The sequence below is a fragment of the Acidovorax sp. M14 genome, assembly GCF_049331375.1.
In the GTDB taxonomy this organism is placed as follows: Bacteria; Pseudomonadota; Gammaproteobacteria; order Burkholderiales; family Burkholderiaceae_C; genus Acidovorax.
The window spans coordinates 3875004-3896929 of sequence record NZ_CP186263.1; the positions used below are offsets into that span (position 1 = coordinate 3875004).

21 protein-coding genes and 1 pseudogene are annotated in these 21926 nt (G+C 67.4%); 13 read left to right on the plus strand and 9 right to left on the minus strand.

What is annotated here, in order from left to right; all coding sequences use genetic code 11:
- Nucleotides 1-98: 98 nt before the first annotated feature.
- Nucleotides 99-611 carry an outer membrane protein assembly factor BamE gene (locus ACOYR4_RS18025; RefSeq protein ID WP_422847541.1) on the minus strand — a complete coding sequence of 171 codons (513 nt, stop codon included), beginning with the start codon at nucleotides 609-611 and terminating at the stop codon, nucleotides 99-101.
- Between the two features lie 76 nt (nucleotides 612-687).
- Between ACOYR4_RS18025 and ACOYR4_RS18030 the strand changes: the two genes are divergently transcribed.
- The 10 genes from ACOYR4_RS18030 (at nucleotide 688) to ACOYR4_RS18075 (ending at nucleotide 8713) form a co-directional block, all read left to right on the plus strand.
- Nucleotides 688-894: a DUF3460 family protein gene (locus tag ACOYR4_RS18030; protein ID WP_015015445.1), complete on the plus strand. Its 207-nt coding sequence runs from the start codon at nucleotides 688-690 to the stop codon at nucleotides 892-894.
- Nucleotides 895-958: 64 nt separating this feature from the next.
- A complete protein-coding gene (locus tag ACOYR4_RS18035) occupies nucleotides 959-1822 on the plus strand; it encodes a segregation and condensation protein A (protein ID WP_422847542.1) in 864 nt (287 codons plus the stop codon).
- Nucleotides 1823-1885: 63 nt separating this feature from the next.
- Nucleotides 1886-3475: an L-aspartate oxidase gene (nadB, locus tag ACOYR4_RS18040; RefSeq protein WP_422847543.1), complete on the plus strand. Its 1590-nt coding sequence runs from the start codon at nucleotides 1886-1888 to the stop codon at nucleotides 3473-3475.
- Entirely contained in the window at nucleotides 3472-4107 is a 636-nt protein-coding gene (queE, locus tag ACOYR4_RS18045) for a 7-carboxy-7-deazaguanine synthase (protein ID WP_056746775.1), read from the plus strand. Before nadB ends, queE begins: the two co-directional genes overlap by 4 nt.
- Before the next feature lie 133 nt (nucleotides 4108-4240).
- Nucleotides 4241-4615 carry a 6-carboxytetrahydropterin synthase gene (locus ACOYR4_RS18050; RefSeq protein ID WP_422847544.1) on the plus strand — a complete coding sequence of 125 codons (375 nt, stop codon included), beginning with the start codon at nucleotides 4241-4243 and terminating at the stop codon, nucleotides 4613-4615.
- Between the two features lie 62 nt (nucleotides 4616-4677).
- Complete coding sequence (gene panD, locus ACOYR4_RS18055) at nucleotides 4678-5058, plus strand: aspartate 1-decarboxylase (RefSeq protein WP_343733453.1); 381 nt, start codon at nucleotides 4678-4680, stop codon at nucleotides 5056-5058.
- Nucleotides 5059-5060: 2 nt separating this feature from the next.
- Complete coding sequence (bioA, locus tag ACOYR4_RS18060; protein WP_422847545.1) at nucleotides 5061-6389, plus strand: adenosylmethionine--8-amino-7-oxononanoate transaminase; 1329 nt, start codon at nucleotides 5061-5063, stop codon at nucleotides 6387-6389.
- Complete coding sequence (gene bioD, locus ACOYR4_RS18065; protein ID WP_060985106.1) at nucleotides 6389-7060, plus strand: dethiobiotin synthase; 672 nt, start codon at nucleotides 6389-6391, stop codon at nucleotides 7058-7060. The genes bioA and bioD overlap by 1 nt, the downstream gene beginning before the upstream one ends.
- Nucleotides 7057-8277, plus strand: coding sequence for an 8-amino-7-oxononanoate synthase (gene bioF / locus ACOYR4_RS18070; protein WP_060985105.1), 1221 nt, complete (start codon nucleotides 7057-7059; stop codon nucleotides 8275-8277). The genes bioD and bioF overlap by 4 nt, the downstream gene beginning before the upstream one ends.
- Nucleotides 8278-8353: 76 nt before the next feature.
- Nucleotides 8354-8713, plus strand: a complete 360-nt coding sequence (locus ACOYR4_RS18075) for a 5-carboxymethyl-2-hydroxymuconate Delta-isomerase (protein ID WP_291447394.1) — start codon at nucleotides 8354-8356, stop codon at nucleotides 8711-8713.
- A 21-nt stretch (nucleotides 8714-8734) separates the two neighbouring features.
- Here ACOYR4_RS18075 and ACOYR4_RS18080 read toward each other — a convergent pair.
- From ACOYR4_RS18080 to nadC, 7 genes and pseudogenes are all read right to left on the minus strand, one after another.
- Nucleotides 8735-9181, minus strand: a pseudogene (locus ACOYR4_RS18080) (SDR family oxidoreductase); the annotation flags it as partial.
- A gap of 52 nt (nucleotides 9182-9233) precedes the next feature.
- On the minus strand, nucleotides 9234-10058 hold the full coding sequence (locus tag ACOYR4_RS18085; protein WP_422847546.1) for an SDR family NAD(P)-dependent oxidoreductase: 825 nt from the start codon (nucleotides 10056-10058) through the stop codon (nucleotides 9234-9236).
- A 139-nt stretch (nucleotides 10059-10197) separates the two neighbouring features.
- Nucleotides 10198-10947: a hypothetical protein gene (locus tag ACOYR4_RS18090; RefSeq protein WP_422847547.1), complete on the minus strand. Its 750-nt coding sequence runs from the start codon at nucleotides 10945-10947 to the stop codon at nucleotides 10198-10200.
- A 96-nt stretch (nucleotides 10948-11043) separates the two neighbouring features.
- Complete coding sequence (locus ACOYR4_RS18095; protein WP_060984396.1) at nucleotides 11044-11244, minus strand: hypothetical protein; 201 nt, start codon at nucleotides 11242-11244, stop codon at nucleotides 11044-11046.
- 374 nt (nucleotides 11245-11618) lie between these two features.
- Nucleotides 11619-13457 (minus strand): chorismate-binding protein, encoded by a 1839-nt coding sequence (locus ACOYR4_RS18100; RefSeq protein WP_422847548.1) that lies wholly within the window; start codon nucleotides 13455-13457, stop codon nucleotides 11619-11621.
- Between the two features lie 75 nt (nucleotides 13458-13532).
- The gene (gene nadA, locus ACOYR4_RS18105; RefSeq protein WP_422847549.1) at nucleotides 13533-14663 is read right to left on the minus strand and encodes a quinolinate synthase NadA; all 1131 of its coding nucleotides are present in this window, start codon (nucleotides 14661-14663) and stop codon (nucleotides 13533-13535) included.
- Nucleotides 14660-15508 (minus strand): carboxylating nicotinate-nucleotide diphosphorylase, encoded by an 849-nt coding sequence (gene nadC / locus ACOYR4_RS18110; protein WP_422847550.1) that lies wholly within the window; start codon nucleotides 15506-15508, stop codon nucleotides 14660-14662. Before nadC ends, nadA begins: the two co-directional genes overlap by 4 nt.
- A 166-nt stretch (nucleotides 15509-15674) precedes the next feature.
- Here nadC and panB point away from each other — a divergent pair, with 166 nt between their 5' ends.
- Together panB and panC are read left to right on the plus strand one after the other, a co-directional pair.
- The gene (gene panB, locus ACOYR4_RS18115; RefSeq protein ID WP_422847551.1) at nucleotides 15675-16556 is read left to right on the plus strand and encodes a 3-methyl-2-oxobutanoate hydroxymethyltransferase; all 882 of its coding nucleotides are present in this window, start codon (nucleotides 15675-15677) and stop codon (nucleotides 16554-16556) included.
- A gap of 35 nt (nucleotides 16557-16591) precedes the next feature.
- Nucleotides 16592-17431 (plus strand): pantoate--beta-alanine ligase, encoded by an 840-nt coding sequence (gene panC, locus ACOYR4_RS18120; RefSeq protein WP_422847552.1) that lies wholly within the window; start codon nucleotides 16592-16594, stop codon nucleotides 17429-17431.
- 70 nt (nucleotides 17432-17501) lie between these two features.
- Here the strand turns inward: panC and ACOYR4_RS18125 are convergent, their stop codons facing one another.
- Entirely contained in the window at nucleotides 17502-18224 is a 723-nt protein-coding gene (locus ACOYR4_RS18125) for an alpha/beta fold hydrolase (protein ID WP_422847553.1), read from the minus strand.
- 161 nt (nucleotides 18225-18385) lie between these two features.
- Here ACOYR4_RS18125 and ACOYR4_RS18130 point away from each other — a divergent pair, with 161 nt between their 5' ends.
- Nucleotides 18386-21883, plus strand: a complete 3498-nt coding sequence (locus tag ACOYR4_RS18130; RefSeq protein ID WP_422847554.1) for a DUF2126 domain-containing protein — start codon at nucleotides 18386-18388, stop codon at nucleotides 21881-21883.
- The last annotated feature ends 43 nt before the right edge of the window (nucleotides 21884-21926 follow it).

Here is a 21926-nt window from a genome sequence, read left to right on the forward strand (position 1 = left end):
TGGGGGCAGCCCGGCGCGCAGCCAGCGGTCAGTCTGCAAGATGAGAAGCAAGCAACGCGCCAGTGCGGGCCAGAGCGGGCCAGTGCGCGAAGATGCCGCTACTTCCCGCCCTTGAACTCAGGCGCCTCCGTGTCGGCGCCCGTCTGCGTGCGCAGCACGAACTGGCCGGGTCCATAGACCACCGTGAAGACCTTGGACTGGTTGGGTGCCTCCAGGTAGCGCCAGTCGGCCCAGGTCTCCTTCTTCAACTCGTAGGGCGTGACCTTGGCGGGCTTGCCCAGCAGGCGGCGCACCTCGTCCATGCGCATGCCGGGCGACACGCGGGCAAAGGTTTCGGGTGTGAGCACCTGACGCAGCGCGCTCATGCGGCCGTCGGGGCCGATGGTGATCATGTAGTTGACCTGGCCAGCAGGCTGGCGGTTGTATTCGAAGGTACGCGCGCCACCGGGCTCGTCCCACACATTCTCGGGGGCACCGAAGCGGTCGCGCACGTCGGCTTCGGTCGAGACGCCCTCTTTGAGCTCGCTGATGCGTTGCGGGTCGCAGGCGGCAAGCACCAGCAGGGAAAAGGTGGCCGCCGCCATGGCGGCCGAGCGATATATCAAGCGCATAAATTCGTCCCGGTAAAATCTTGGACCTTCGGTGCATCACTGTGCCTGACGCGTTCCAAGAAAGAGTTCACAGTCCATGTCTATTTTCCGCCGCCCCGACTACCAATCCGACGCCACCCAGTTCATCAACCAGCTCAAGGCAAGCCGTCCCGAGCTGGACCAGCAGCAGCAAGCCGGCCGTGCCCTGCTGTGGGACAAGCAAGTGGACCGCAAGATCTGGGGCGAGTACCGCGACGCCCAGGTGCCCCAGAAGCCCTACGTGTACCAGACCAACGCCGATTGAGCATGTTTTTAGCCACAAGCGCAGGTATTTATTGCGCTGGCAGCTACTGATTCAATAGCAGATCATGACCACCGCGAACGCAGCCGAAGCGGCAGACTCGCCCGGCGCGCCCTCGCTGGATGCGGCGGGCATGCCTGATGTGGTCGATCAGGTGGCCCTGGCGCGCCTGTATGGCGAGCCGCTGTTTGCGCTGCCGCAGGACCTGTACATCCCGCCCGACGCGCTCGAAGTCTTCCTCGAAGCCTTTGAAGGCCCGCTGGACTTGCTGCTGTACCTGATCCGCAAGCAGAACTTCAACATTCTCGACATCCCCATGGTGGGGGTGACCAAGCAGTACCTCGCGTATGTGGACGAGATCCGCAGCCGCAACCTGGAGCTGGCGGCCGAGTATTTGCTGATGGCGGCCATGCTCATCGAGATCAAGTCGCGCATGCTGCTGCCGCCCAAGAAGCAGGAAGGCGGCGAGGAACCCGAAGACCCGCGTGCCGAGCTGGTGCGCCGCCTGCTCGAATACGAGCAGATGAAGATGGCCGCCATGCGCCTGGCCAACCTGCCGCAGTACGGCCGCGACTTTTTGAAGGCGCAGGTCTACATCGAACAAAGCCTGCAGCCACGCTTTCCCGATGTGCATGTGGTGGAGCTGCAGGAGGCGTGGCGCGACATTTTGAAGCGCGCCAAGCTTGTACAGCACCACAAGATCACGCGCGAAGAACTGAGCGTGCGCGAGTACATGAGCATGGTGCTCAAGACCCTGCAGGGCCGCCGCTTTGTGGAGTTTGAAGAACTCTTCGAGCCCGAAAAAGGCAGCACCGTGCTGGTGGTGACCTTCATCGCGCTGCTGGAGCTGGCCAAAGAGACGCTGATCGAGATCACGCAGGCCGAAGCTTTTGCGCCCATCTACGTGCGCCTGGCCTACACGCCGGCCTAGCGCCGCTTCCCACTGTTCACCGCCCTGGCCGGTGGCCGTGGCATTACTCCATACCCGCAAGCCATGGCATCCCACGACTTCGACGTTCTCATCGTAGGCAGCGGCCTCGCAGGCCTCTCCGCCGCGCTGCACCTGGCGCCCACCCACCGCGTGGCCGTGATCACCAAGCGCACGCTGCAGGATGGCTCCAGCGGCTGGGCCCAGGGCGGCATTGCCGCCGTGCTGGCCGACGACGACAGCTTTGCCGCGCACATCGAAGACACGCTGGTCGCAGGCGCAGGCCTGTGCGACCTGGCCACCACCCGCTTTGTGGTGGAGAACGCGCCCGAGTCCATCGCCTGGCTGCGCGGCCTGGGCGTGCCCTTCACGCTCGAAGGCGACCAGCTGCACCTGACGCGCGAAGGCGGCCACAGCGCCCGCCGCATTGCGCATGTGACGGATGCCACGGGCGCCGCCGTGCAGCGCACGCTGATCGACGTGGTGCGCAGCACGCCCGGCATCACGCTGTTTGAGCAGCACACGCTGGTGGACCTGATCACTACGCGCAAGCTGGGATTGAGCGGCAACCGCTGCCTGGGCCTGTATGCGCTGGACAGCGACACCGATGAGGTCGTCACCTTCCGCGCCCCCCAAACCATTCTGGCCACCGGCGGCGCGGGCAAGGTGTACCTGTACACCACCAACCCCGACACCGCCACGGGCGACGGCATTGCCGCCGCCTGGCGCGCAGGCTGCCGCGTGGCGAACATGGAGTTCATCCAGTTCCACCCCACAGGGCTGTACCACCCGCACGAAAAATCCTTCCTCATCAGCGAGGCCGTGCGCGGCGAGGGTGGGCAACTCAAGCTCCCCCCCTCGGCAGGCGGCACGCGCTTCATGCTGGACCACGACCCGCGCGCCGAGCTGGCCCCGCGCGACGTGGTGGCCCGCGCCATCGACTTCGAGATGAAGAAGCACGGGCTGGACTGCGTGCACCTCGACATCTCGCACCAATGCCCGGCCTTCCTGCAGGAGCACTTCCCCAACATCCTCGCGCACTGCGCGTCGCTGGGCATCGACATCACGAAGGAACCCATCCCCGTGGTGCCCACAGCCCACTTCACCTGTGGCGGTGTGCTGACCGACCTGGCGGGCCGCACCGACCTGCCCGGCCTGTTTGCCGTGGGCGAGGTGGCCTGCACCGGCCTGCACGGCGCCAACCGCCTGGCCAGCAACTCGCTGCTCGAATGCATGGTGTTCGCCCGCGCCGCCGCGCAAGCCATTGCAGCCGCCCCGGCCACGGAACTGCCCACCGTGCCCGCCTGGGACGACAGCCGCGTGACCGATGCCGATGAGTCCGTCGTCATCTCCCACAACTGGGACGAGCTGCGCCGCTTCATGTGGGACTACGTGGGCATCGTGCGCACCAACAAGCGCCTGGAGCGCGCCGCCCACCGCATTGCGATGCTGCAGGGTGAGATTCAGGAGTTTTACGCGCACTTCCACGTCACACGCGATTTGCTGGAGCTGCGCAACCTGGTGCAGGTGGCCGACCTGATCGTGAAAAGCGCCCAGCTGCGCCGCGAGAGCCGGGGCCTGCATTTCAGCCGCGACTACCCCGAGGTGGCAGCGCCTGCCGCCCCCACCATCCTCGTTCCCCCGGTGCCCCGATGACCTACAGCGTCAAAGAAATTTTCTACACCCTGCAAGGCGAAGGCGGCCAAGCGGGCACGCCCGCGGTGTTCTGCCGCTTTGCAGGCTGCAACCTCTGGACAGGCCGCGAGCAAGACCGTGCGCAGGCCATCTGCCAGTTCTGCGACACCGACTTTGTGGGCACCGACGGCACGCTGGGCGGCAAGTTCGAGACGGCCACGGCACTGGCCGAATTGATCGCCGCCCAATGGCCTGCGGGCGCAGGCCACCGCCTGGTGGTGCTGACGGGTGGCGAGCCCCTGCTGCAGGTGGATGCGGCGCTGATCGACGCGCTGCACGCCCAGCAGTTCCGCATTGCCGTCGAAAGCAACGGCACCGTGGCCGCACCGGAGGGCATCGACTGGCTGTGCATCAGCCCCAAGGCCGGCGCGCCGTGGGTGCAGCGCAGCGGGCAGGAGCTGAAACTCGTCTGGCCCCAGCCCGGCTTTGACCTGCAGGCGCTGGAGCAGGACACGCAGTTCACCCACCGCTTTCTGCAGCCCATGGACGGCCTGCTGCAGCGCCAGAACACTGCCGCCTGCATTGACGCCTGCCTGGCCCACCCTGCATGGCGATTGAGCCTGCAAACCCACAAGCTCACCGGCATCAGGTGAGAGAGGCCAACAAAACTCCCCCGGCGTCGTTGTCCCGCCTTGTCGTACTACTCGTACTGCCTGCGGCGGAACGCCTAGCCAGGGCCGCTTCGCTGAGCTTTGTTAGCCTCTCCAAGTCCTTCTAAATCACCGTATGTTGTTCACCATATCCCAGCGCTTCTTCTTCGACGCCGCCCACACCCTGCGCCGCGAGATCGAGGCCGAAGGCAGCCGCCGTGTGCACGGCCACACCTACCATGCCGAAGTGTTCCTGACCGGCACGCGCGACCCCGCCACCGGCATGGTGCTGGACCTGGGCCTGCTGCGCCAGGGCCTGGCCGTGGTGCGCGAGCAGCTGGACCACCACATGCTGGACGAAGTGCCCGGCCTGGGCACGCCGACGCTGGAAAACCTGTGCCTGTTCATCGCCCAGGCACTGCCCGCCGACTTGCGCGCCAGCGTGAGCCGCGTGCGCGTGTGGCGCGAGGCACTGGGCGACAGCTGCACGCTGGACTTCTCCCAGCCCTGACCGGCCACGGCCCTGCCACCGGCAGGCCCTCCCCCATCCACAGACTTCATTCAAGGAAGCCGATGTTCCGCACCCTGCTCAAATCCAAGATCCACCGCGTGGCCGTGACCCAGTGCGAGCTGCACTACGAAGGCTCCTGCGCCATCGACGAAGACCTGCTAGACGCCGCCAACATCGCCGAGAACGAGCAGATCCACATCTGGAACATCAACAACGGCGAGCGCTTTGTCACCTACGCCATCAAGGGCCAGCGCGGCAGCGGCATGATCTCGGTGAACGGCTCGGCCGCACGCCGCGCGTCCGCAGGCGATCTCATCATCATTGCGGCCTTTGCCCAGGTGCATGAGGACCAGGTGGCCACACACCAGCCGCAGCTGGTGTTTGTGGACGAGCACAACCGCCAGACGGAACTGCGCCACGCCGTGCCCACGCAGGCCGTCTGAACATGCAGCAGCCGACACACGACGCTCTGGTGGCCCGCAGCCTGGCCAGCGTCTGGCACCCCTGCACGCAGATGAAGCGGCACGAGGCCCAGCCGCCCGTGGCCATTGCCCGCGCCCAGGGCCCGTGGCTCTATGGCACAAATGGCCAGCGTTACCTGGACGGCATCAGCTCCTGGTGGGTCAACCTGTTCGGCCACAGCCACCCGCACATCCAGGCCGCGCTGGTGGACCAGCTCGGCCGGCTCGACCATGTGATGCTCGCGGGCTTCACGCACGCACCGGTGGTGGAGCTGTCAGAACGCCTGGCCGCGCTCACCGGCCTGGGCCACGCGTTCTACGGCAGCGATGGCGCCGCCGCCACCGAGATTGCGCTCAAGATGAGCGCGCATTACTGGCGCAACACCGGCCGCCCCGCCAAGAGCCGCTTTGTGGGCCTGGCCGGCGGCTACCACGGCGAAACCGTGGGCGCGCTGGCCGTAACCGACATCGCCATCTTCCGCGAGGCCTATGCGCCCCTGGTGCGCCTGGCCGACACCGTGCCCAGCCCCGATGCACGCGGCGCAGCCCCGGGTGAGACGGCACAGGACGTGGCCCGGCGCGCCGCTGCGGCGCTGGAGGCGTGGTTGCAAGAGCACCACAGCACCACCGCTGCGCTCATCGTCGAGCCCCTGGTGCAGTGCGCAGCCGGCATGGCCCTGCACGACCCCGAATACCTGCGCCTGGCGCGCGCGCTGTGCGACCGCTACGAGGTGCATCTGGTGGTCGATGAAATCGCCGTGGGCTTTGGCCGCACAGGCACGATGTTCGCGCACCAGCAGGCAGGCATCAGGCCCGATTTCATCTGCCTGTCCAAGGGCCTCACGGGTGGCACGCTGCCCCTGTCGGCCGTGCTGACGACGGACGCGGTGTATGCCGCTTTCTACGACGACGATGTGGCGCGCGGCTTTCTGCATTCGCACTCGTACACCGGCAACCCGCTGGCCTGCCGCGCAGCGCTGGCCACGCTGGAACTGTTTGAGCAGCTGGATGCGCTGAACGCCAACAGGGCGCTGGCGCAGCGCATCGACGCTGCCTGCGCATCGCTCAACCAGCACCCACGCGTGCGGCATGCACGCCGCATCGGAATGATCTGGGCCTGGGATGTGGACACACCCCTGCCCGACTTTGCGCGCCGCTACCACCAGCACGCCATGGCGCGGGGACTGGTGCTGCGGCCGATTGGGAAAACGCTGTATGCCATGCCGCCCTATGCGCTCGACGACGAGGCGGTGCAATGCCTGGCCCATGGCGCGCTGGATGCACTGAACGCCACCCTGCAGGAGGAAAGTTGATGATGGGATGTTTTGTGACCGGCACCGATACCGGTGTCGGCAAGACGCTGGTGTCCGCCGGGCTGCTGCACGCGCTGGCGCGCCACCACCGCCGCGTGGTGGGCATGAAGCCTGTGGCGGCTGGCCTGGTGCCCTGGGGGGACGACTGGGCCAGTGAAGACGCGATCGCACTGCGCTCGGCCTCCACCCTGGCCGTGCCGCCAGCGCTGGACAACCCCGTGCTGCTGCCCGACCCGCTCTCGCCCCACATCGCTGCGGCGCGGGCGGGCGTGCAGATCGACATCGCCGCCATCGTGCGCAGCTACCAGGCACTTGCCGCGCAGGCCGACGCCGTGGTGGTGGAGGGTGCAGGGGGCTTTCATGTGCCGCTCACCGACACACTCACGGGCGCCGACCTCGCCCAGGCCCTGGCGCTGCCTGTGGTGCTGGTGGTGGGTTTGCGCCTGGGCTGCCTGAACCACGCCCTGCTCACGGCCGAGGCCATCCGCGCGCGCGGCCTCACGCTGGCGGGCTGGGTGGCCAACCGCGTGGACCCCGACATGGAGGCGGTGGAAGACAACATCGCCTACCTGCGTGCACGGCTGAATGCACCACTGCTGGCCGATGTGCCGTACCAGGAACTGCCGGAACCCGGCAGCCTGGTGTTTGACCTGCCGAAGGACTGGCGATGACGGCCCCCACCGCGCCACAAGCGTCCTGGCTCGACGAGATTCCTGCCCGGCTGGCCGACATCGAACGCGCCCACCTGCTGCGCCGCCGTCGTGTGGTGGAGCCCGCAGGCGGCGCCCGCCTGCGGGTGGACGGCCAGCCCATGCTGGCCTTTTGCAGCAATGACTACCTGGGCCTGGCCAGCCACCCAGCACTGGCCCAGGCCGCGTGCGAGGCCACCAAGCGCTTTGGCGTGGGTTCGGGTGGCTCGCCCCTGGTCAGCGGCCACAGCGCCGCCAACGATGCCCTGGAGCACGACCTGGCCGCCTACGTGCAGCTGCCCCGCGCGCTGTACTTTTATGCGGGCTATGCCACCAACACCGGCATCATCCCTGCGCTGGTGGGCGACGGCGATGCGCTGTTTTCCGATGCGCTCAACCACGCCTGCCTGATCGACGGCGCCCGCCTGTCACGCGCCACCATCCACCGCTACCCACACGCCGACCTGGCTGCGCTGGAGGCGCAACTCGCCGCCAGCCCTGCACGGCGCAAGCTGGTGATCAGCGATGCCGTGTTCAGCATGGATGGCGACCTGATCGACATCCCTGCCCTGCTGGCGCTGTGCGAGCGTCATGACGCCCTGCTGCTGCTGGACGATGCCCACGGCTTTGGCGTGCTGGGGCCGCAGGGGCGCGGCAGTCTGGCACAGGCCGGGCTGACGGGGCCCAACGCCTCACGCCGCGTGCTGTACATGGCCACGCTGGGCAAGGCAGCGGGCGTGGCCGGTGCGTTTGTGGCGGGAGATGCCGCGCTCATCGAATGGCTGCTGCAGAAAACGCGCACCTATATCTTTGCCACCGCCGCCCCGCCGCTGCTGGCGAGCGCGCTGCGCCAGAGCCTGCATCTCATGGAGGCGGCCGACGACCGGCGCGCGCACCTGGACGGACTCATCGCACAGCTGCGCCAAGGCCTGGCCACACTGCCTGCCCCCCTGGGCTGGCACCTGCTGCCCTCGCGCACGCCGGTGCAGGCGCTGATCATCGGCAGCAATGAGGCCGCGCTGGCGGTGATGGAAGGCCTGCGCGCCCAAGGCCTGTGGGTGCCTGCCATTCGCCCGCCCACCGTGCCGGCAGGCACGGCGCGGCTGCGCATTGCGCTGTCGGCCGCGCACACCACCGACGACGTGGCGCAGTTGATAGAGGCGCTGCATGCGCTGGCAACGCAGTCACTCAGCCATTGATGCACCGCAGTACCATGCACAGCCCAGGCCACCTGCCCACGCAGGCCCCTTCTTATCCCTTCAGCGAGACGATTCCATGCCCCACCTGACCATCGAATACTCGGCCAATCTGCCCCACTACCCCGAGGCCGAAACGCTGACCGCCCTCAACGCCGCCCTGTGCGCCCACCCCCAGGTGCAGGACGAGGCGGACCTGAAGACTCGCTTCATCGTGGCCGACAGCTTCGAGATCGGCATTGCGCCTGCCAACCGCGCGTTTGTGCATGCCCAGTTGCGCTTGCTCGCCGGGCGCACGCCCGAGGCCAAGAAGGAGCTGTCCGACCTCATTGCCGCCGTGCTGCGCGAGCGCACGCCCCGGCCGCAGGGTGTGATGGTGCAGCTCAGTGTGGAGATCGTCGATATGGACCGGGGTTCGTACGCCAAAGAACGGCTTTGACGCGGCCCCCGCTCACCGGACTCAGGCCCCGTCGCCTGCGTTGCCGGTGATGGGCAGCACGATGCCCGTGATGTAGCTGGAGCAACAAGGCGCCGCCAGGAACACGTAGGCGGGAGAGATTTCCTCGGGTTGCGCCGGGCGGCCCAGGTGCGTTGAAGCGCCAAACTTTTCTACCTCCTTGGCGGGGCGGTCCGCCGGGTTCAGCGGTGTCCACACCGGCCCCGGCGCCACCGCGTTCACGCGAATGCCCCGGTCGGCCAGGTTGTGCGCCAGCGCCTTGGTAAATGCGTGGATCGCGCCCTTGGTGGCCGAATAGTCCAGCAGTTCCTTGCTACCGCGCAGGCCCGTGACCGAGCCGGTGTTGATGATCGAATCGCCACGTTGCAGATGCGGCAGTGCCGCCTTGGCCATGTGGAAGTAGCCGTAAATGTTGGTGCGGAAAGTCTCGTCAAACCGTTCCTCGGTTAGGGCCTGTTCACCCAATTTTTGCCAGTGCGAAGGCCTCTTCCGCCACGCCAATCTAGGCGCGCGACGACGCCAAGGCCGGGGCCTTGGCTAGGAACGCAACGACGAGTGGCGCGGCGGGGGAGGCCTTCCCTTCGGGTTGCGATGCCCAAGGGCCATCCGCGGCGTTGCCAAGCCTCGCTGGGGCCACACCCCAGCTTCGTTTGTCGCCTTGCGCCTGGCCCTTGGGCATCACAACGCATCTGGCAAAAATTGGGTGAACAGGCCCTAATTCGTCAAGCGACGCAGCGTGCTCCTGAAGCGCCGCGTTGTTGATCAGCACATTGAGCTTGCCAAAGGCCTTCACGACCTTGCCCACTGCCTCGCTGCAGAAATCCGCATCCTTCACATCACCCGCCATCGCCAGACTGCGGCCGCGTTCGGCTTTGATGAGGGCGCAGGTCTCACGGGCATCTTCATGTTCGCTCAGGTAGGCGATCGCGACATCGGCTCCCTCGCGGGCGCAGAGTACGGCCACAGCGCGGCCAATGCCGGAGTCTCCGCCGGTGATCAACACCGACATGCCATCCAGCTTGCCACTGCCCCGGTAGTGCTGGGCCTGGTAGCACGGTTTCAGCTGCATATCGGCTTCCAGGCCGGGCTTGTCCAGATGCTCGCGCGGCAGTGGCGGCGTAGGCTCTTCATGGCCGGGGCCTGGTGCTGCACGTTGGGTGGTGGCTCCGTGTCGCGCGGTCTTCCCCTGGTGCTGCGCAGCCTGGTCGTGGTCGTGCAGGTCTTGCCGGGCCTGAATAGCGCGTTGCTTCTCTGCGGTCTGATGGCCGGATGCGCTGGAACCGGATTTCGTGGAGGGCCGAGAGCGAAGGGGAACGGAGGTGGTCATGGTGGTATGTCTTTCGGGCGCGAGGGGCTCAAAAACAACGCTGAACAAGTCCCCGCAGCGGCGGGGGCCCAGGTTTGTGAACGACCGGGCCGGGACAGCACATGCCGCCCCGGCCCGGCCACGTGAGTAACAGCAAACGTCAGCTGGCGTCCTTGGACTTGCCGGTATTGCCCTGACTGCCGCCCGATGCACTGCTGGACGCGCTCTGGGAACCTCCGCCTTTCTGGTTCTGCGGGCCGGACTGCGGCTGGCCCGAACTGCCGCCGGTGCGGCTGGAGCGCCACTGGCTGAAGTCATCCGAAAACTTCTGGTAGCGCTCCTTGCGCCAGCTGTCGTAGTCGTCATCCAGCATGCGCAGTTGCTCGTCGCGCCACTGCTGGTAGTCGGGATCGCGGTGGCCCCGGCTCTGCTGGGCGGGCGGTGCATTGCGGGTGAAGCCGTAGGCGTTGCCATAGCCACCCTGGCCGCGTTCATCATCGCGATAGGACGAGGCAAAGCGCCCGTCGTCATCGCGATAGCCTTGGCTGTCATACGGGGCGCCCCAGGCCTGGTATTGACGGCCTGGGCCGTTGGAGTAGCTCGAACGGTCTTGAGACCTATACGAGCCAAAGCCTTCGCGCCCCGAGCGTGGGTAGCCCTGCGATTCGCCACGGCTACGGTTCAGGCCGTATTGGCCATAACGTTCCTGGCCATAGCGTTCTTGCTCATAACGGTCGCTGCGGTCATTGCGGTTCTCGAACTCCTGGCGGTAACCGCCAGGGCTGCTGCCGCGATGGTCGTCGCTGCCGTAGCCCTGGTGGTCACCGCGCTCGTTAAAGCGCATGTCGTCGGCATCGCGGCCCATGCCATGGCGGGAAAAGTTGCTGTCGTCGCTGTCTCTGTAGCCCATGATGTTCTCCTTGCGGTCAATGGGAATATCAAAAATTGAAAGTGAATGGGGATGAGAAGGTGGGGCCGGCTACGTGATGCCGTGGCCTGCCCGGTTTCACGGCTGGCTCTTGTGCGAATCGCGGCTGCCTTGCTGCTTCTGTTCGCGGCCCTGCGCATGCGTGTCGGCGTCGTTGCGGGCTCCTTGCTGGCGGTTGCTGTGGTTGCCCGTGCTCTGCTCGGCCTGCTGCTGCCCGGAGGGCGACTGACGCTGAGACGAGGGGGTGTTGTGCTGATTCTGCGGGTTGTGCTGAGACATGGTGGCTCCTGTCGAAAGGGTTGAACAAACGTTGCACACAAAGCGTTGAAACGCGTCTTGTGTGGGTTCATGTTCGTGGGGCCCCGCAGCGCTTTTTGTAGGCCGTGTCCTATAGGTCTGTGGGCTGGGCGCCATGCGGTGTAAGCAAGCGCACAGGAGGTTGCGGGATGCAAGGAGGTATTTGCCGGGCTGCAGTAACAGGCCTCGCGCGGTGGACGCTGTCAAGCTGAGCGGGCGCCATGGCAAGCGCCTACAGAACGGATAGCAGCGTCACATCCTGATGCACCGGATGCGCGTTGGAACGGCCAAGGCCACGGCGGCCAGGCGCCGTGGGCACCTGCTTGCCAACAGGGAGATAGAGGGAAAAGGGCTCGCTACGCGTCCAGCGTGGCGTCCAGCCAGCCGCGCAGGCTGTTGATGAACGCCCAGCCTTGCACGCGGGGAATGTCGGCCACGCGCAGCACGGCCTCCACCACGTGGCCGTCCTGCAGTGCGACGGCGCGGCCCACGCCGGGCAGCAGGCCGCAGGACAAGGGCGGCGTCACCCAGCGCCCATCGATGAGCGCGGCGATGTTGCCAAAGGTGCCTTCGGTGATCTCGCCCGCCTCGTTCCACAGCACGGTGTCGAACACGCCGGGGGTCGTGGGCCCAAACGCCGCGTAGTGCGCGCGGCGCGTGGTCTTGTAGCGCACAAACTCGCTGTGTGCGGCCGCAAAGGGGCGTGGCGCCAGTTGCAGGCGCACTGGCACTGCCGTGGTCTGCAGCGCAAAGGCCTCGGCGCGCGAGCTGCCGTCCGCCGCCAGCAGCAGGCGCACCCGCCAGTCGCCATCGCGGTGTTGTAGGGCGGCAATCTGCAGCTCCTGGCGCACCGCATGGGCGTTGAATGCAAAGCCAAAATGCGCGGCCGCCTCGCCCATTCGGCGCACATGCTGGTCAGCGTGCACGAACTTGCCGTGGTGCAAGCCCAGGGTTTCGAGCACCTCGAACGGAGCGCTGGCCCGCTCGACAAAGGCGCGCTTGTGGTGCCACTCGGCCCATTCGGCGCCCGCCTCGGCACCGGAGGTGATGCCGCTGCCAATGCCGCAGGTGGCCTCGGCCACGACGGGGGAGGCATCCGCACCCGAGCCCGCACCAGTACCCACGCCGCGCAGCACCACGGTGCGGATGGGCACGTTAAAGGTAGCCGCCACCGGGTGCAGGCCGTCCGGCCCCGCTGCGCCGCCCGGCCGCACCACGCCCACCGCGCCGCAATAGACGCCGCGCGGCGCGGGCTCCAGCGCGCGGATCATCTGCATGGCGCGCACCTTGGGCGCCCCCGTGACGGAGCCACAAGGGAACAGCGCCGCAAACACATCCGTCAGCGTGGTGCCGGGCCGCGTGCGTGCGGTCACGTCCGAGGTCATCTGCCACACCGTGGGCAAGGCCTGCGTGGCAAACAGCGCAGGCACCTGCACACTGTGCGGCAGCGCAATGCGCGACATGTCGTTGCGCAGCAGGTCCACGATCATCACGTTCTCGGCACGCTCCTTGGGCGCCGTGCGCAGGTGCTCGGCCTGCTGCGCGTCCTGTTCTGGAGTGGCGCCGCGCGGGGCCGTTCCCTTCATGGGGCGGGCCAGCAGGGTGCCGCCTTCCGGCGCGTCCTGCCAGTCAAAAAACAGCTCGGGCGACACCGACAGCACCTGCTCGTCACACGCCTGCAGGTAGGCGGCATAGCCCCCAGGCTGAGCGCGCAGCAACGCAGCAAACAGCGCCTGCGGCGAGCCCTGCAGCGTGCCGCGAAAGGGCGCGGTGTAGTTGACCTGGTACAGCTCACCCGCTGCGATGGCCTGCTGGATTTGCGCCAGCGCGGCGTCAAACGCCTCGCGCTCGGGGCTGTCGTTCCACACCACCTGCGCAGGGGCAGCGGCCGCCGCATCGTCGGCCGCGTCGTCGGCCCCGGGTTGGGGCGCGTCGTACAACGCAAACCAGGCCAGCGGGCCGTCGGCCGCGTGGGTCTGCAATGCGGCATCAAAGGCCGGCGCGGCCTCGTAACGCACATGGCCCACGCACCAACGACCCTGCTGGGCGGCGGCGAACACGGCGTCGAGCACACTGCGTACCTCGTGCAGTGCGTGGGCCACCAGCACCTCGCGCGGTGCCTCAAACCGGTGGCGCAGGCGCGTGGCGCCCGCAGTCAGCGGCTGGGTGAAGTCAATGTGGCAACTGTGGGTCAAAGCAGGCGGAGGCGCTAGCGGATCATGCGCCTATAGCTATAAAAAAATGAGCAAGCATCAACACGCCGTGTGCTCTCAGGCAGCGCCCAGATGGGGCACCAATGCGCCGGTGGGCTGACCGTTCTTGAGCGCCGCCGTGAAGGCCAGCATGCGGTCAATCGGCCGGCGCGCACGCGGGATGAGCGCGGGGTCCACATGCACGGCATTCGCACCCGTCTCCAGCACGCGGGCCACATCGGCCAGACCGTTCATTGCCATCCAGGGGCAGTGCGCGCAGCTCTTGCAGGTGGCGCTGTTGCCCGCCGTGGGGGCTTCGTAAAACGTCTTGCCGGGGTTGAGCGTGCGCAGCTTGTGCATCATGCCGTTGTCGGTGGCCACGATGAACTCGGTGGCATCCATCTCGCGCGCGGCCTTGAGGATGGCGCTGGTGGAGCCCACGGCATCGGCCAGGGCCACCACGTCGGCGGGGCTTTCGGGGTGGACCAGCACTTTGGCCTGTGGGTGCTGCTTTTTCAGCAGCTCCAGCTCCAGCGCCTTGAACTCGTCATGCACGATGCAGGCACCGTTCCAGAACACCATGTCGGCGCCTGTCTCGCGCTGGATGTATGCGCCCAGGTGGCGGTCGGGCGCCCACAGAATTTTTTGGCCCGCAGCCTTGAGGGCACTCACGATGTCGAGCGCGCAGCTCGATGTGACCAGCCAGTCAGCCCGCGCCTTCACGGCCGCGCTGGTGTTGGCGTAGACCACCACAGTGCGGTCGGGGTGCTGGTCGCAGAACGCGCTGAATTCGTCGATGGGGCAGCCCAGGTCCAGCGAGCAGGTGGCGTCCAGGTCGGGCATGAGCACGGTCTTTTCCGGGCTCAGGATCTTGGCCGTCTCGCCCATGAAGCGCACGCCGCTCACCACCAGGGTCTGCGCCGCGTGGTCCCGGCCAAAGCGGGCCATCTCCAGCGAGTCGCTCACCAGGCCGCCGGTTTCCTCGGCCAGGTCCTGCAGGTCCGGGTGCACGTAGTAGTGCGACACCATGACCGCATTCTTTTCCTTGAGCAGGCGGCGAATCCTGTCTTTGAGCGCTGCACGCTCAGCCTGTGACGGCTCGGGCGGCACGCGCGCCCAGGCGTGTTTGGTGGAGCAGACGGCGCCCGATGTCGCCTCGTCGGGCTGCTCGTATTCGACGTCGATGCGGTTCAGGGTTGCGGTGCTCATGCCAGCTCCTGCAGGCGCATCGAAAAGTCGGTGGCCTTCACGTCTTTGGTCAGCGTGCCGATGGAGATGCGGTCCACGCCGGTCTCGGCCAGTTCGCGCAGGCCTTCGAGCGTGACACCGCCCGAGATTTCCAGAATCGCGCGGCCCGCATTGATGCGCACCGCCTCGCGCAGCATGGGCAGCGGCATGTTGTCCAGCAACACCATCTTGGCACCCGCATTCAGCGCCTCGGTCAGCTGCTCCAGGGTTTCGACTTCGATCTCGATGAAGGTCGCCTGCGCGGCCACGGCCTGTGCGGCGCGCAGCACCGCCGTCACGCCACCGGCGGCTGCAATGTGGTTCTCTTTGATCAACACCGCATCGTGCAGGCCAATGCGGTGGTTGGTGCCGCCGCCCACGCGCACGGCGTACTTTTGCGCTAGGCGCAGGCCGGGAAGGGTCTTGCGCGTGTCCACGATCTGCGCGCGCGTGCCCGCCACCACATCCACATAGGTGCGGGTTTTGGTGGCGACGGCCGAGAGCAGCTGCAGAAAGTTGAGTGCGGTGCGCTCGGCGCTCAGCAGTGCGCGGGCCTGGCCTTCCAGCTCCAGCACCACCTGGTCGGGGGCGCAGCGCTGGCCTTCGGCCACATGCCAGGTGATCTGCACCGTGGGGTCGAGGGCGCGCAGCGCGGCTTCGGCCCAAGGGGCGCCGCAGATCACGGCTTCTTCACGCGCCAGGATGCGCGCGCGGGCACGGCGGGCGGGGTCGATCAGGCCGGCGGTGAGGTCGCCAGTGCCCACGTCTTCGGCCAGAGCGCGGGCCACGTCGGCCTGGGCCAGGGCCTTTACATCGTTGTCTCTCATAGTGCTTTTCGCGGGGGGTGTCGCTGCTGTCATGGGCCGCGAGCATACCGGGAACGCAAAGGCCACTGTGCCAGCGCAGGCCCGCCCTGCCCGCGCAGGAAACCAATAAGTACACCCAGTATTGGTCGCATAGACTCGCGGCAATTTTTTGGCACCACCGCGCTCCATGACCGCCACCAGCCCTGTTTCTGCCACGCCCTACGGCACGCTGCCGCCCGCATCGCCCTTGCCCCAGCGCCGCCCTGTGAGCCTGCCGCGCCTGGCGCAGATGCGCGCAGCGGGCGAGAAGATCACCATGCTGACCGCCTACGACGCCACCTTTGCCGCCGTGGCCGATGCGGCGGGGGTGGAATGCATTCTGGTGGGTGATTCGCTCGGCATGGTGTGCCAGGGCCTGCCGAGCACGGTGGGAGTGACGCTGGACACCATGGCCTACCACACGGCCAGCGTGGCGCGCGGCCTGCACCGCGTGCAGGGCACGGCCTGGCTGGTGGCCGACCTGCCCTATGGCACCTATGCCGAAAGCCGCGAGCAGGCGCTGCGCAGCGCCTGCGTGCTGATGCAGGCGGGCGCACACATGGTCAAGCTCGAAGGTGGCGGCTGGACCGCGCCCACAGTGGAATTCCTGGTGCAGCGCGGCGTGCCGGTGTGCGCCCACCTGGGCCTCACGCCGCAGACGGTGCATGCCCTGGGCGGCTACCGCGTGCAGGGGAAGACCGACGATGCCGCCCGCACGCTGCGCAAAGAGGCGCACGAACTGCAGGACGCAGGCGCCGCCATGCTGGTGCTGGAGATGGTGCCCGCCACGCTGGCCGCCGACCTCACGGCCGAACTGCCGCACTGCCACACCATCGGCATCGGTGCGGGCAACGGCACGGCCGGGCAGGTGCTGGTGCTGCACGACATGCTGGGCATGAACCTCGGGAAGATGCCGAAGTTTGTGCACAACTTCATGCAGGACGCAGGCAGCGTGCGCGGCGCCATGGAGGCCTATGTGCAGGCCGTGAAACAAGGGCGTTTCCCGGACAACGCTGTACACGCCTGGTAAGCCCTTTTCCTTCCTTTCTCTGACCCTTCCCACCCATGCTGATTGCCCGCTCCATTGCCGACCTGCGCCAGGCCCTGGCCCCCTACCGCCGCCCGGCCTTTGTGCCCACCATGGGCAACCTGCACGATGGGCACATTGCCTTGGTGCGCCAGGCCCAACCCCTGGGCGATGTGACCGTGGCCAGCATCTTTGTGAACCGCCTGCAGTTTCTGCCCCACGAGGACTTTGACAGCTACCCGCGCACCTGGGAGGCCGACTGCGCACAGCTGCAGGCCGCCGGTTGTGATGTGCTGTTTGCCCCGCGCGAGGCGGACCTGTACCCCGAGCCCCAGACCTTCAAGGTGCACCCCGACCCGCAGCTCGCCGACATGCTCGAAGGCCACTTCCGCCCCGGCTTTTTTGTGGGTGTGAGCACGGTGGTGATGAAGCTGTTTGCCTGCGTGCTGGGCGCCACCGGTGGCGTGACCGTGTTTGGCAAGAAGGACTACCAGCAGCTCATGGTGATCCGCCACATGGTGCGGCAGTTTGCGCTGCCCATCGAGATCGTGGCGGGCGAGACCTGCCGCGCGGCCGACGGCCTGGCGCTAAGTTCGCGCAACGGCTACCTCAGCCTGGAAGAACGCCAGGAGGCCGTGGCCCTGTCGCAGGCCCTGAAGCGGCTGGCGCAGCAGTGGCTGGATGCCAGCGACCGCAGCGCGCTGGAGGCCCAGGCGCAGGACGCGCTGCGCGCGCGGGGCTGGGCGCCCGACTACCTCACGGTGCGCCGCCGGGCCGACCTGCTGCCCGCCACGGCCGACGATGTTGCAGGCACGCTGGTGGCGCTGGGTGCTGCGCGGCTGGGCAGCACGCGGTTGATTGACAACCTGGAGTTTTGATTAGCTACCATTTTCATAGCTGCTCAGGCAAATTCCACTAGCGCTTCCAGCCAAAAACGCTTCAACTCACTCACATCCACCCGCTGCGGGCCAGCCACTGCACCAGCAAGCCGGTCACCACCTCGGGCTGCTCCATGGTCAGCATGTGGCCGCTGCCCGGCAGCAGGTGCTGCTCGGCGCCGGGCACCAGCGCCGCAATCTCTGCAGAACATTCGGGCGGCGTGAGCTGGTCGGCTGCGCCACACACCACCAGCACCGGGCAACTCACCTGCGGCAGGTGCACCCGCGCATCGGGGCGGTGGATCACGGCACGGTTCTGGCGCACCAGGTGGTCGGGGCCCGCGTCCAGTACAAAGTCCAGATAGGTCTGCACCAGCTCCGCCTTGGCGGCGTTCACGGGGTGGAAGGCCAGGGCCACGTTGGGCTCGATGACCTCGCGCACCCGGCCCTGTTCAAACAGTTCGATGGCACCTTCGCGCAGGGCGCGCATGTCGGGTGTCTCGGGTCGCGCGGTGGTGCCCAGCAAGGCCAGCCCTGCAACCCGCTGCGGTGCCTGGCGCGCGGCCTCCATGGCGACCATGCCGCCCATCGATGCGCCCGCCAGCACCAGCGGCCCCGCGTGCTGCGCCAGCAGCCGTGCGGCAAAGTCCTCGATGCGATGCAGGTTCACATCCTGGTGGGCGGTGGCGACCTCGGGGCGCAGCGCGGCGGGCAGCAGCGGCAGCACGCCGCGCCACATGCGTTCATCGGCGGCCAGACCGGGCAGGAGCAGAAGTTGGGGGGAGTGGGACATGGATGAAAAGAGGCATCACCAAGTTGGTGCGCAATGAGAAGCATGCAGACAGCCCCGGCAGCGGGGCACGGACCGCACATTGTGAACAGCCGATGACCGCTTGTCACCGCCCCCGGAATAGTTGCCCGCGATGGCTCGGGACTTGCTAGCATGGCCTGCATATGCCCATCCACGCCGCGCTCCACCACGTCACGCATTACCAATACGACCGGCTGGTCGGCCTTGGGCCGCAGACCATCCGATTGCGGCCTGCGCCCCATTGCCGCAGCAATGTGATTTCGTACTCGCTCAAGGTTGAGCCCGCGCAGCACTTCATCAACTGGCAGCAGGATCCGTTTGCCAACTACCAGGCGCGACTCGTCTTCCCCGAGAAGACGCGCGAGTTCAAGGTCACGGTGGACCTGGTGGTGGAGATGGCGGTGTACAACCCCTTCGACTTCTTCCTGGAGCCCGAGGCCGAGCACATCCCCTTCAAGTACAGCAGCGATGTGCAGCAGGAGCTGGCGCCCTACCTGGCCACCGAGCCGATGACGCCGCTGGTGCAGGCGTACCTGGACAAGATCGACCGCAGCAAACGGCGCACAGTGGACTTTCTGGTCAAGCTGAACCAGCAGGTGTCGCAGGACATTCGCTACCTGATCCGCCTGGAGCCCGGCGTGCAAACGCCCGAGGAGACCTTGCAAAAAGCCAGCGGCTCGTGCCGCGACTCGGGCTGGCTGCTGGTGCAGCTGCTGCGCCACCTGGGGCTGGCGGCGCGGTTTGTGTCGGGCTACCTGATCCAGCTGACCCCCGACGTGAAGGCGCTGGACGGCCCCAGCGGCACCGACCACGACTTCACCGACCTGCACGCCTGGTGCGAGGTCTACCTGCCCGGCGCAGGCTGGATTGGCCTGGATGCCACCAGCGGCCTGATGGCGGGCGAGGGCCACATCCCGCTGGCCTGCACACCGCAACCCTCCGGGGCTGCGCCGATTGAAGGCGGTGTGGACAAGGCCGAGGTGGACTTCAGCCACGAGATGCGCGTGACGCGCATCTACGAATCGCCCCGCGTGACCAAGCCCTACACCGAAGACCAGTGGCAGGCCGTGCTGGCCCTGGGCGAGCAGGTGGACGCCGACCTGGTAGCGGGCGACGTGCGCCTGACCATGGGCGGCGAGCCCACCTTTGTGGCCGTGAGCGACCGCGACGCGCCCGAGTGGAACACCGATGCCCTGGGCCCCACCAAGCGCGGCTTTGCCACCGAACTCACGCACAAGCTGCGCGCCGAATACGGCCAGGGCGGCTTTTTGCACTTTGGCCAGGGCAAGTGGTACCCCGGCGAGCAGTTGCCGCGCTGGGCGCTGTCGATCTGCTGGCGCGCCGACGGCCAGCCCGCGTGGCAGAACCCCGCGCTGTTTGCCGACGAGCGTGATCCCTCGCACTACACCAGCGCCGACGCCGAACGTTTTGTGCGCCACCTCACGCGCAAGCTGGGCATCACCGACCGCTACATTCAGCCCGGTTACGAAGACACCTTCTATTACCTATGGCGCGAGCGGCGCCTGCCCATCAATGTGGACCCGTTCGACGCGCGCCTGGACGACGAGCTGGAGCGCGCCCGCCTGCGCCGCGTGTTCGAGCAAAAGCTCGACAGCGTGGTGGGCTATGTGCTGCCGCTGCAGGCGGGTGTGGGTGCGGGCACGCTGGCGGGCAGTGTGTGGAGCACCGGGCCCTGGTTCTTCCGCGACGACCGCATGCTGCTCATCCCCGGCGATTCGCCCATGGGCTACCGCCTGCCGCTGGACGCCCTGCCCTGGGTGAAGGCGTCGGACACCGAGCACCTGATCCCGCAAGACCCGACCGCACCCCAAGGCCCGCTGCCCGCTGCGACCACGCTGCGGGTGCGGTATTCCCTTCCAGCGGGCCCCGTCACCGGCGACCGCGACCTGCCCTACCTGGCGGGCGCCACCGCACCGGGCGAAGCACGCCGCGTGGTGCAAGGCACCGCAGGCGGCGACCACGCACGCCAGGCCGGGCAGCCCGACCCGCATGCGGGCATGCAGCCCCCGGGCAAGTTCCAGTCGGCCGCAGGCCTGTCGCGCACTGCCCTGTGTGTGGAAGTGCGCGACCCGCGCCGCGCCAGCGGCCCCAAGGCCGAGAAGGTGGGTGAGAAGTACGGCGTGCTCTACGTCTTCATGCCCCCGCTGGCGCGCCTGGAGGACTACCTGGACCTGCTGGCGGCCATCGAGGCCACGGCCGAAGAACTGGGCATGAAGATCGTGCTGGAAGGCTACCCGCCGCCGCGCGACGCACGCCTGAAGGTGCTGGCCGTGACGCCCGACCCCGGCGTGATCGAGGTGAACATCCACCCCGCCAGCCACTGGAAGGAGCTGGTGCAGCACACCGAGTTTCTGTACCAAGCCGCGTGGGAGACCCGCCTGTCGGCCGAGAAGTTCATGACCGATGGCCGCCACACCGGCACCGGCGGCGGCAACCACTTTGTGATGGGCGGCGCCACCCCGGCGGACTCGCCCTTCTTGCGCAAGCCCGAGCTGCTGGCCAGCCTGCTGCTGTACTGGCACAACCACCCGAGCCTGAGCTACCTGTTCAGCGGCCTGTTCATTGGCCCCACCAGCCAGTCGCCGCGTGTGGACGAGGCCCGCAACGACCAGCTCTACGAACTGGAAATCGCCCTGCGCGAGATCGAGGCCAACCGCGCGATCTATGGCCAGGACATGCCGCCCTGGCTGGTGGACCGCACGCTACGCAACATCCTGGTGGATGTGACCGGCAACACGCACCGCAGCGAGTTCAGCATCGACAAGATGTTCTCGCCCGACAGCAGCACCGGCCGCCTGGGCCTGCTGGAGCTGCGCGCCTTTGAGATGCCGCCCCACGCCCACATGAGCGTGGTGCAGCAGTTGCTGCTGCGCGCCTTGATTGCGCGATTCTGGAAGGCGCCCTACCGCGCCCCCGCCGCCCGCTGGGGCACCGAGCTGCACGACCGCTGGATGCTGCCCACCTTCATCCAGCAGGACATGCACGACGTGGTGGCCGAGATGAACGCCGCAGGCTATGCATTCGACCCCGCCTGGTTTGCGCCACAGTTCGAGTTCCGCTTCCCCATGGTCGGCACGGTGAAATCGATGGGCGTGGAGCTGACCCTGCGCAACGCGCTGGAGCCCTGGCATGTGATGGGCGAAGAAGGCTCCGCCGGTGGCACGGTGCGCTACGTGGACTCGTCGCTGGAGCGCATCGAGGTGCGCGTGACGGGCATGAACGAAAGCCGCCATGTGGTCACCGTCAACGGCCAGCCCCTGCCGCTGCAAAGCACGGGCACGACCGGTGAATTTGTGGCGGGCGTGCGCTACAAGGCCTGGAACCCGCCCTCGGCCCTGCACCCCACCATTGGCGCCCACGCACCGCTCACGTTCGACATCGTGGACACCTGGATGAACCGCTCGCTGGGCGGCTGCCAGTACCACGTGGCCCACCCGGGTGGGCGCAACTACGACACCTTCCCAGTCAACGCCTACGAGGCCGAAAGCCGCCGCCTGGCGCGCTTCTCGCGCATGGGGCACACGCCGGGGCGGCTGGCGGTGCCGCCTGCGACGATTGAGCTGCCGGGCAGCCGGGAGTTTCCGTTCACGCTGGATCTGCGGCGAAAAATGCGGCCGTAGGAAAGCCCCCCTAAGTCGCTGCGCGCCTTCCCCCCAGGGGGAC

Excerpts from the sequence above, each read along its gene's own strand:
- ACOYR4_RS18025 (WP_422847541.1), bottom strand. The coding sequence starts at position 611 with ATGCGCTTGATATATCGCTCGGCCGCCATGGCGGCGGCCACCTTTTCC.
- ACOYR4_RS18030 (WP_015015445.1), top strand. The coding sequence starts at position 688 with ATGTCTATTTTCCGCCGCCCCGACTACCAATCCGACGCCACCCAGTTC.
- ACOYR4_RS18035 (WP_422847542.1), top strand. The coding sequence starts at position 959 with ATGACCACCGCGAACGCAGCCGAAGCGGCAGACTCGCCCGGCGCGCCC.
- nadB (WP_422847543.1), top strand. The coding sequence starts at position 1,886 with ATGGCATCCCACGACTTCGACGTTCTCATCGTAGGCAGCGGCCTCGCA.
- queE (WP_056746775.1), top strand. The coding sequence starts at position 3,472 with ATGACCTACAGCGTCAAAGAAATTTTCTACACCCTGCAAGGCGAAGGC.
- ACOYR4_RS18050 (WP_422847544.1), top strand. The coding sequence starts at position 4,241 with ATGTTGTTCACCATATCCCAGCGCTTCTTCTTCGACGCCGCCCACACC.
- panD (WP_343733453.1), top strand. The coding sequence starts at position 4,678 with ATGTTCCGCACCCTGCTCAAATCCAAGATCCACCGCGTGGCCGTGACC.
- bioA (WP_422847545.1), top strand. The coding sequence starts at position 5,061 with ATGCAGCAGCCGACACACGACGCTCTGGTGGCCCGCAGCCTGGCCAGC.
- bioD (WP_060985106.1), top strand. The coding sequence starts at position 6,389 with ATGATGGGATGTTTTGTGACCGGCACCGATACCGGTGTCGGCAAGACG.
- bioF (WP_060985105.1), top strand. The coding sequence starts at position 7,057 with ATGACGGCCCCCACCGCGCCACAAGCGTCCTGGCTCGACGAGATTCCT.
- ACOYR4_RS18075 (WP_291447394.1), top strand. The coding sequence starts at position 8,354 with ATGCCCCACCTGACCATCGAATACTCGGCCAATCTGCCCCACTACCCC.
- ACOYR4_RS18085 (WP_422847546.1), bottom strand. The coding sequence starts at position 10,058 with ATGACCACCTCCGTTCCCCTTCGCTCTCGGCCCTCCACGAAATCCGGT.
- ACOYR4_RS18090 (WP_422847547.1), bottom strand. The coding sequence starts at position 10,947 with ATGGGCTACAGAGACAGCGACGACAGCAACTTTTCCCGCCATGGCATG.
- ACOYR4_RS18095 (WP_060984396.1), bottom strand. The coding sequence starts at position 11,244 with ATGTCTCAGCACAACCCGCAGAATCAGCACAACACCCCCTCGTCTCAG.
- nadA (WP_422847549.1), bottom strand. The coding sequence starts at position 14,663 with ATGAGCACCGCAACCCTGAACCGCATCGACGTCGAATACGAGCAGCCC.
- nadC (WP_422847550.1), bottom strand. The coding sequence starts at position 15,508 with ATGAGAGACAACGATGTAAAGGCCCTGGCCCAGGCCGACGTGGCCCGC.
- panB (WP_422847551.1), top strand. The coding sequence starts at position 15,675 with ATGACCGCCACCAGCCCTGTTTCTGCCACGCCCTACGGCACGCTGCCG.
- panC (WP_422847552.1), top strand. The coding sequence starts at position 16,592 with ATGCTGATTGCCCGCTCCATTGCCGACCTGCGCCAGGCCCTGGCCCCC.
- ACOYR4_RS18125 (WP_422847553.1), bottom strand. The coding sequence starts at position 18,224 with ATGTCCCACTCCCCCCAACTTCTGCTCCTGCCCGGTCTGGCCGCCGAT.
- ACOYR4_RS18130 (WP_422847554.1), top strand. The coding sequence starts at position 18,386 with ATGCCCATCCACGCCGCGCTCCACCACGTCACGCATTACCAATACGAC.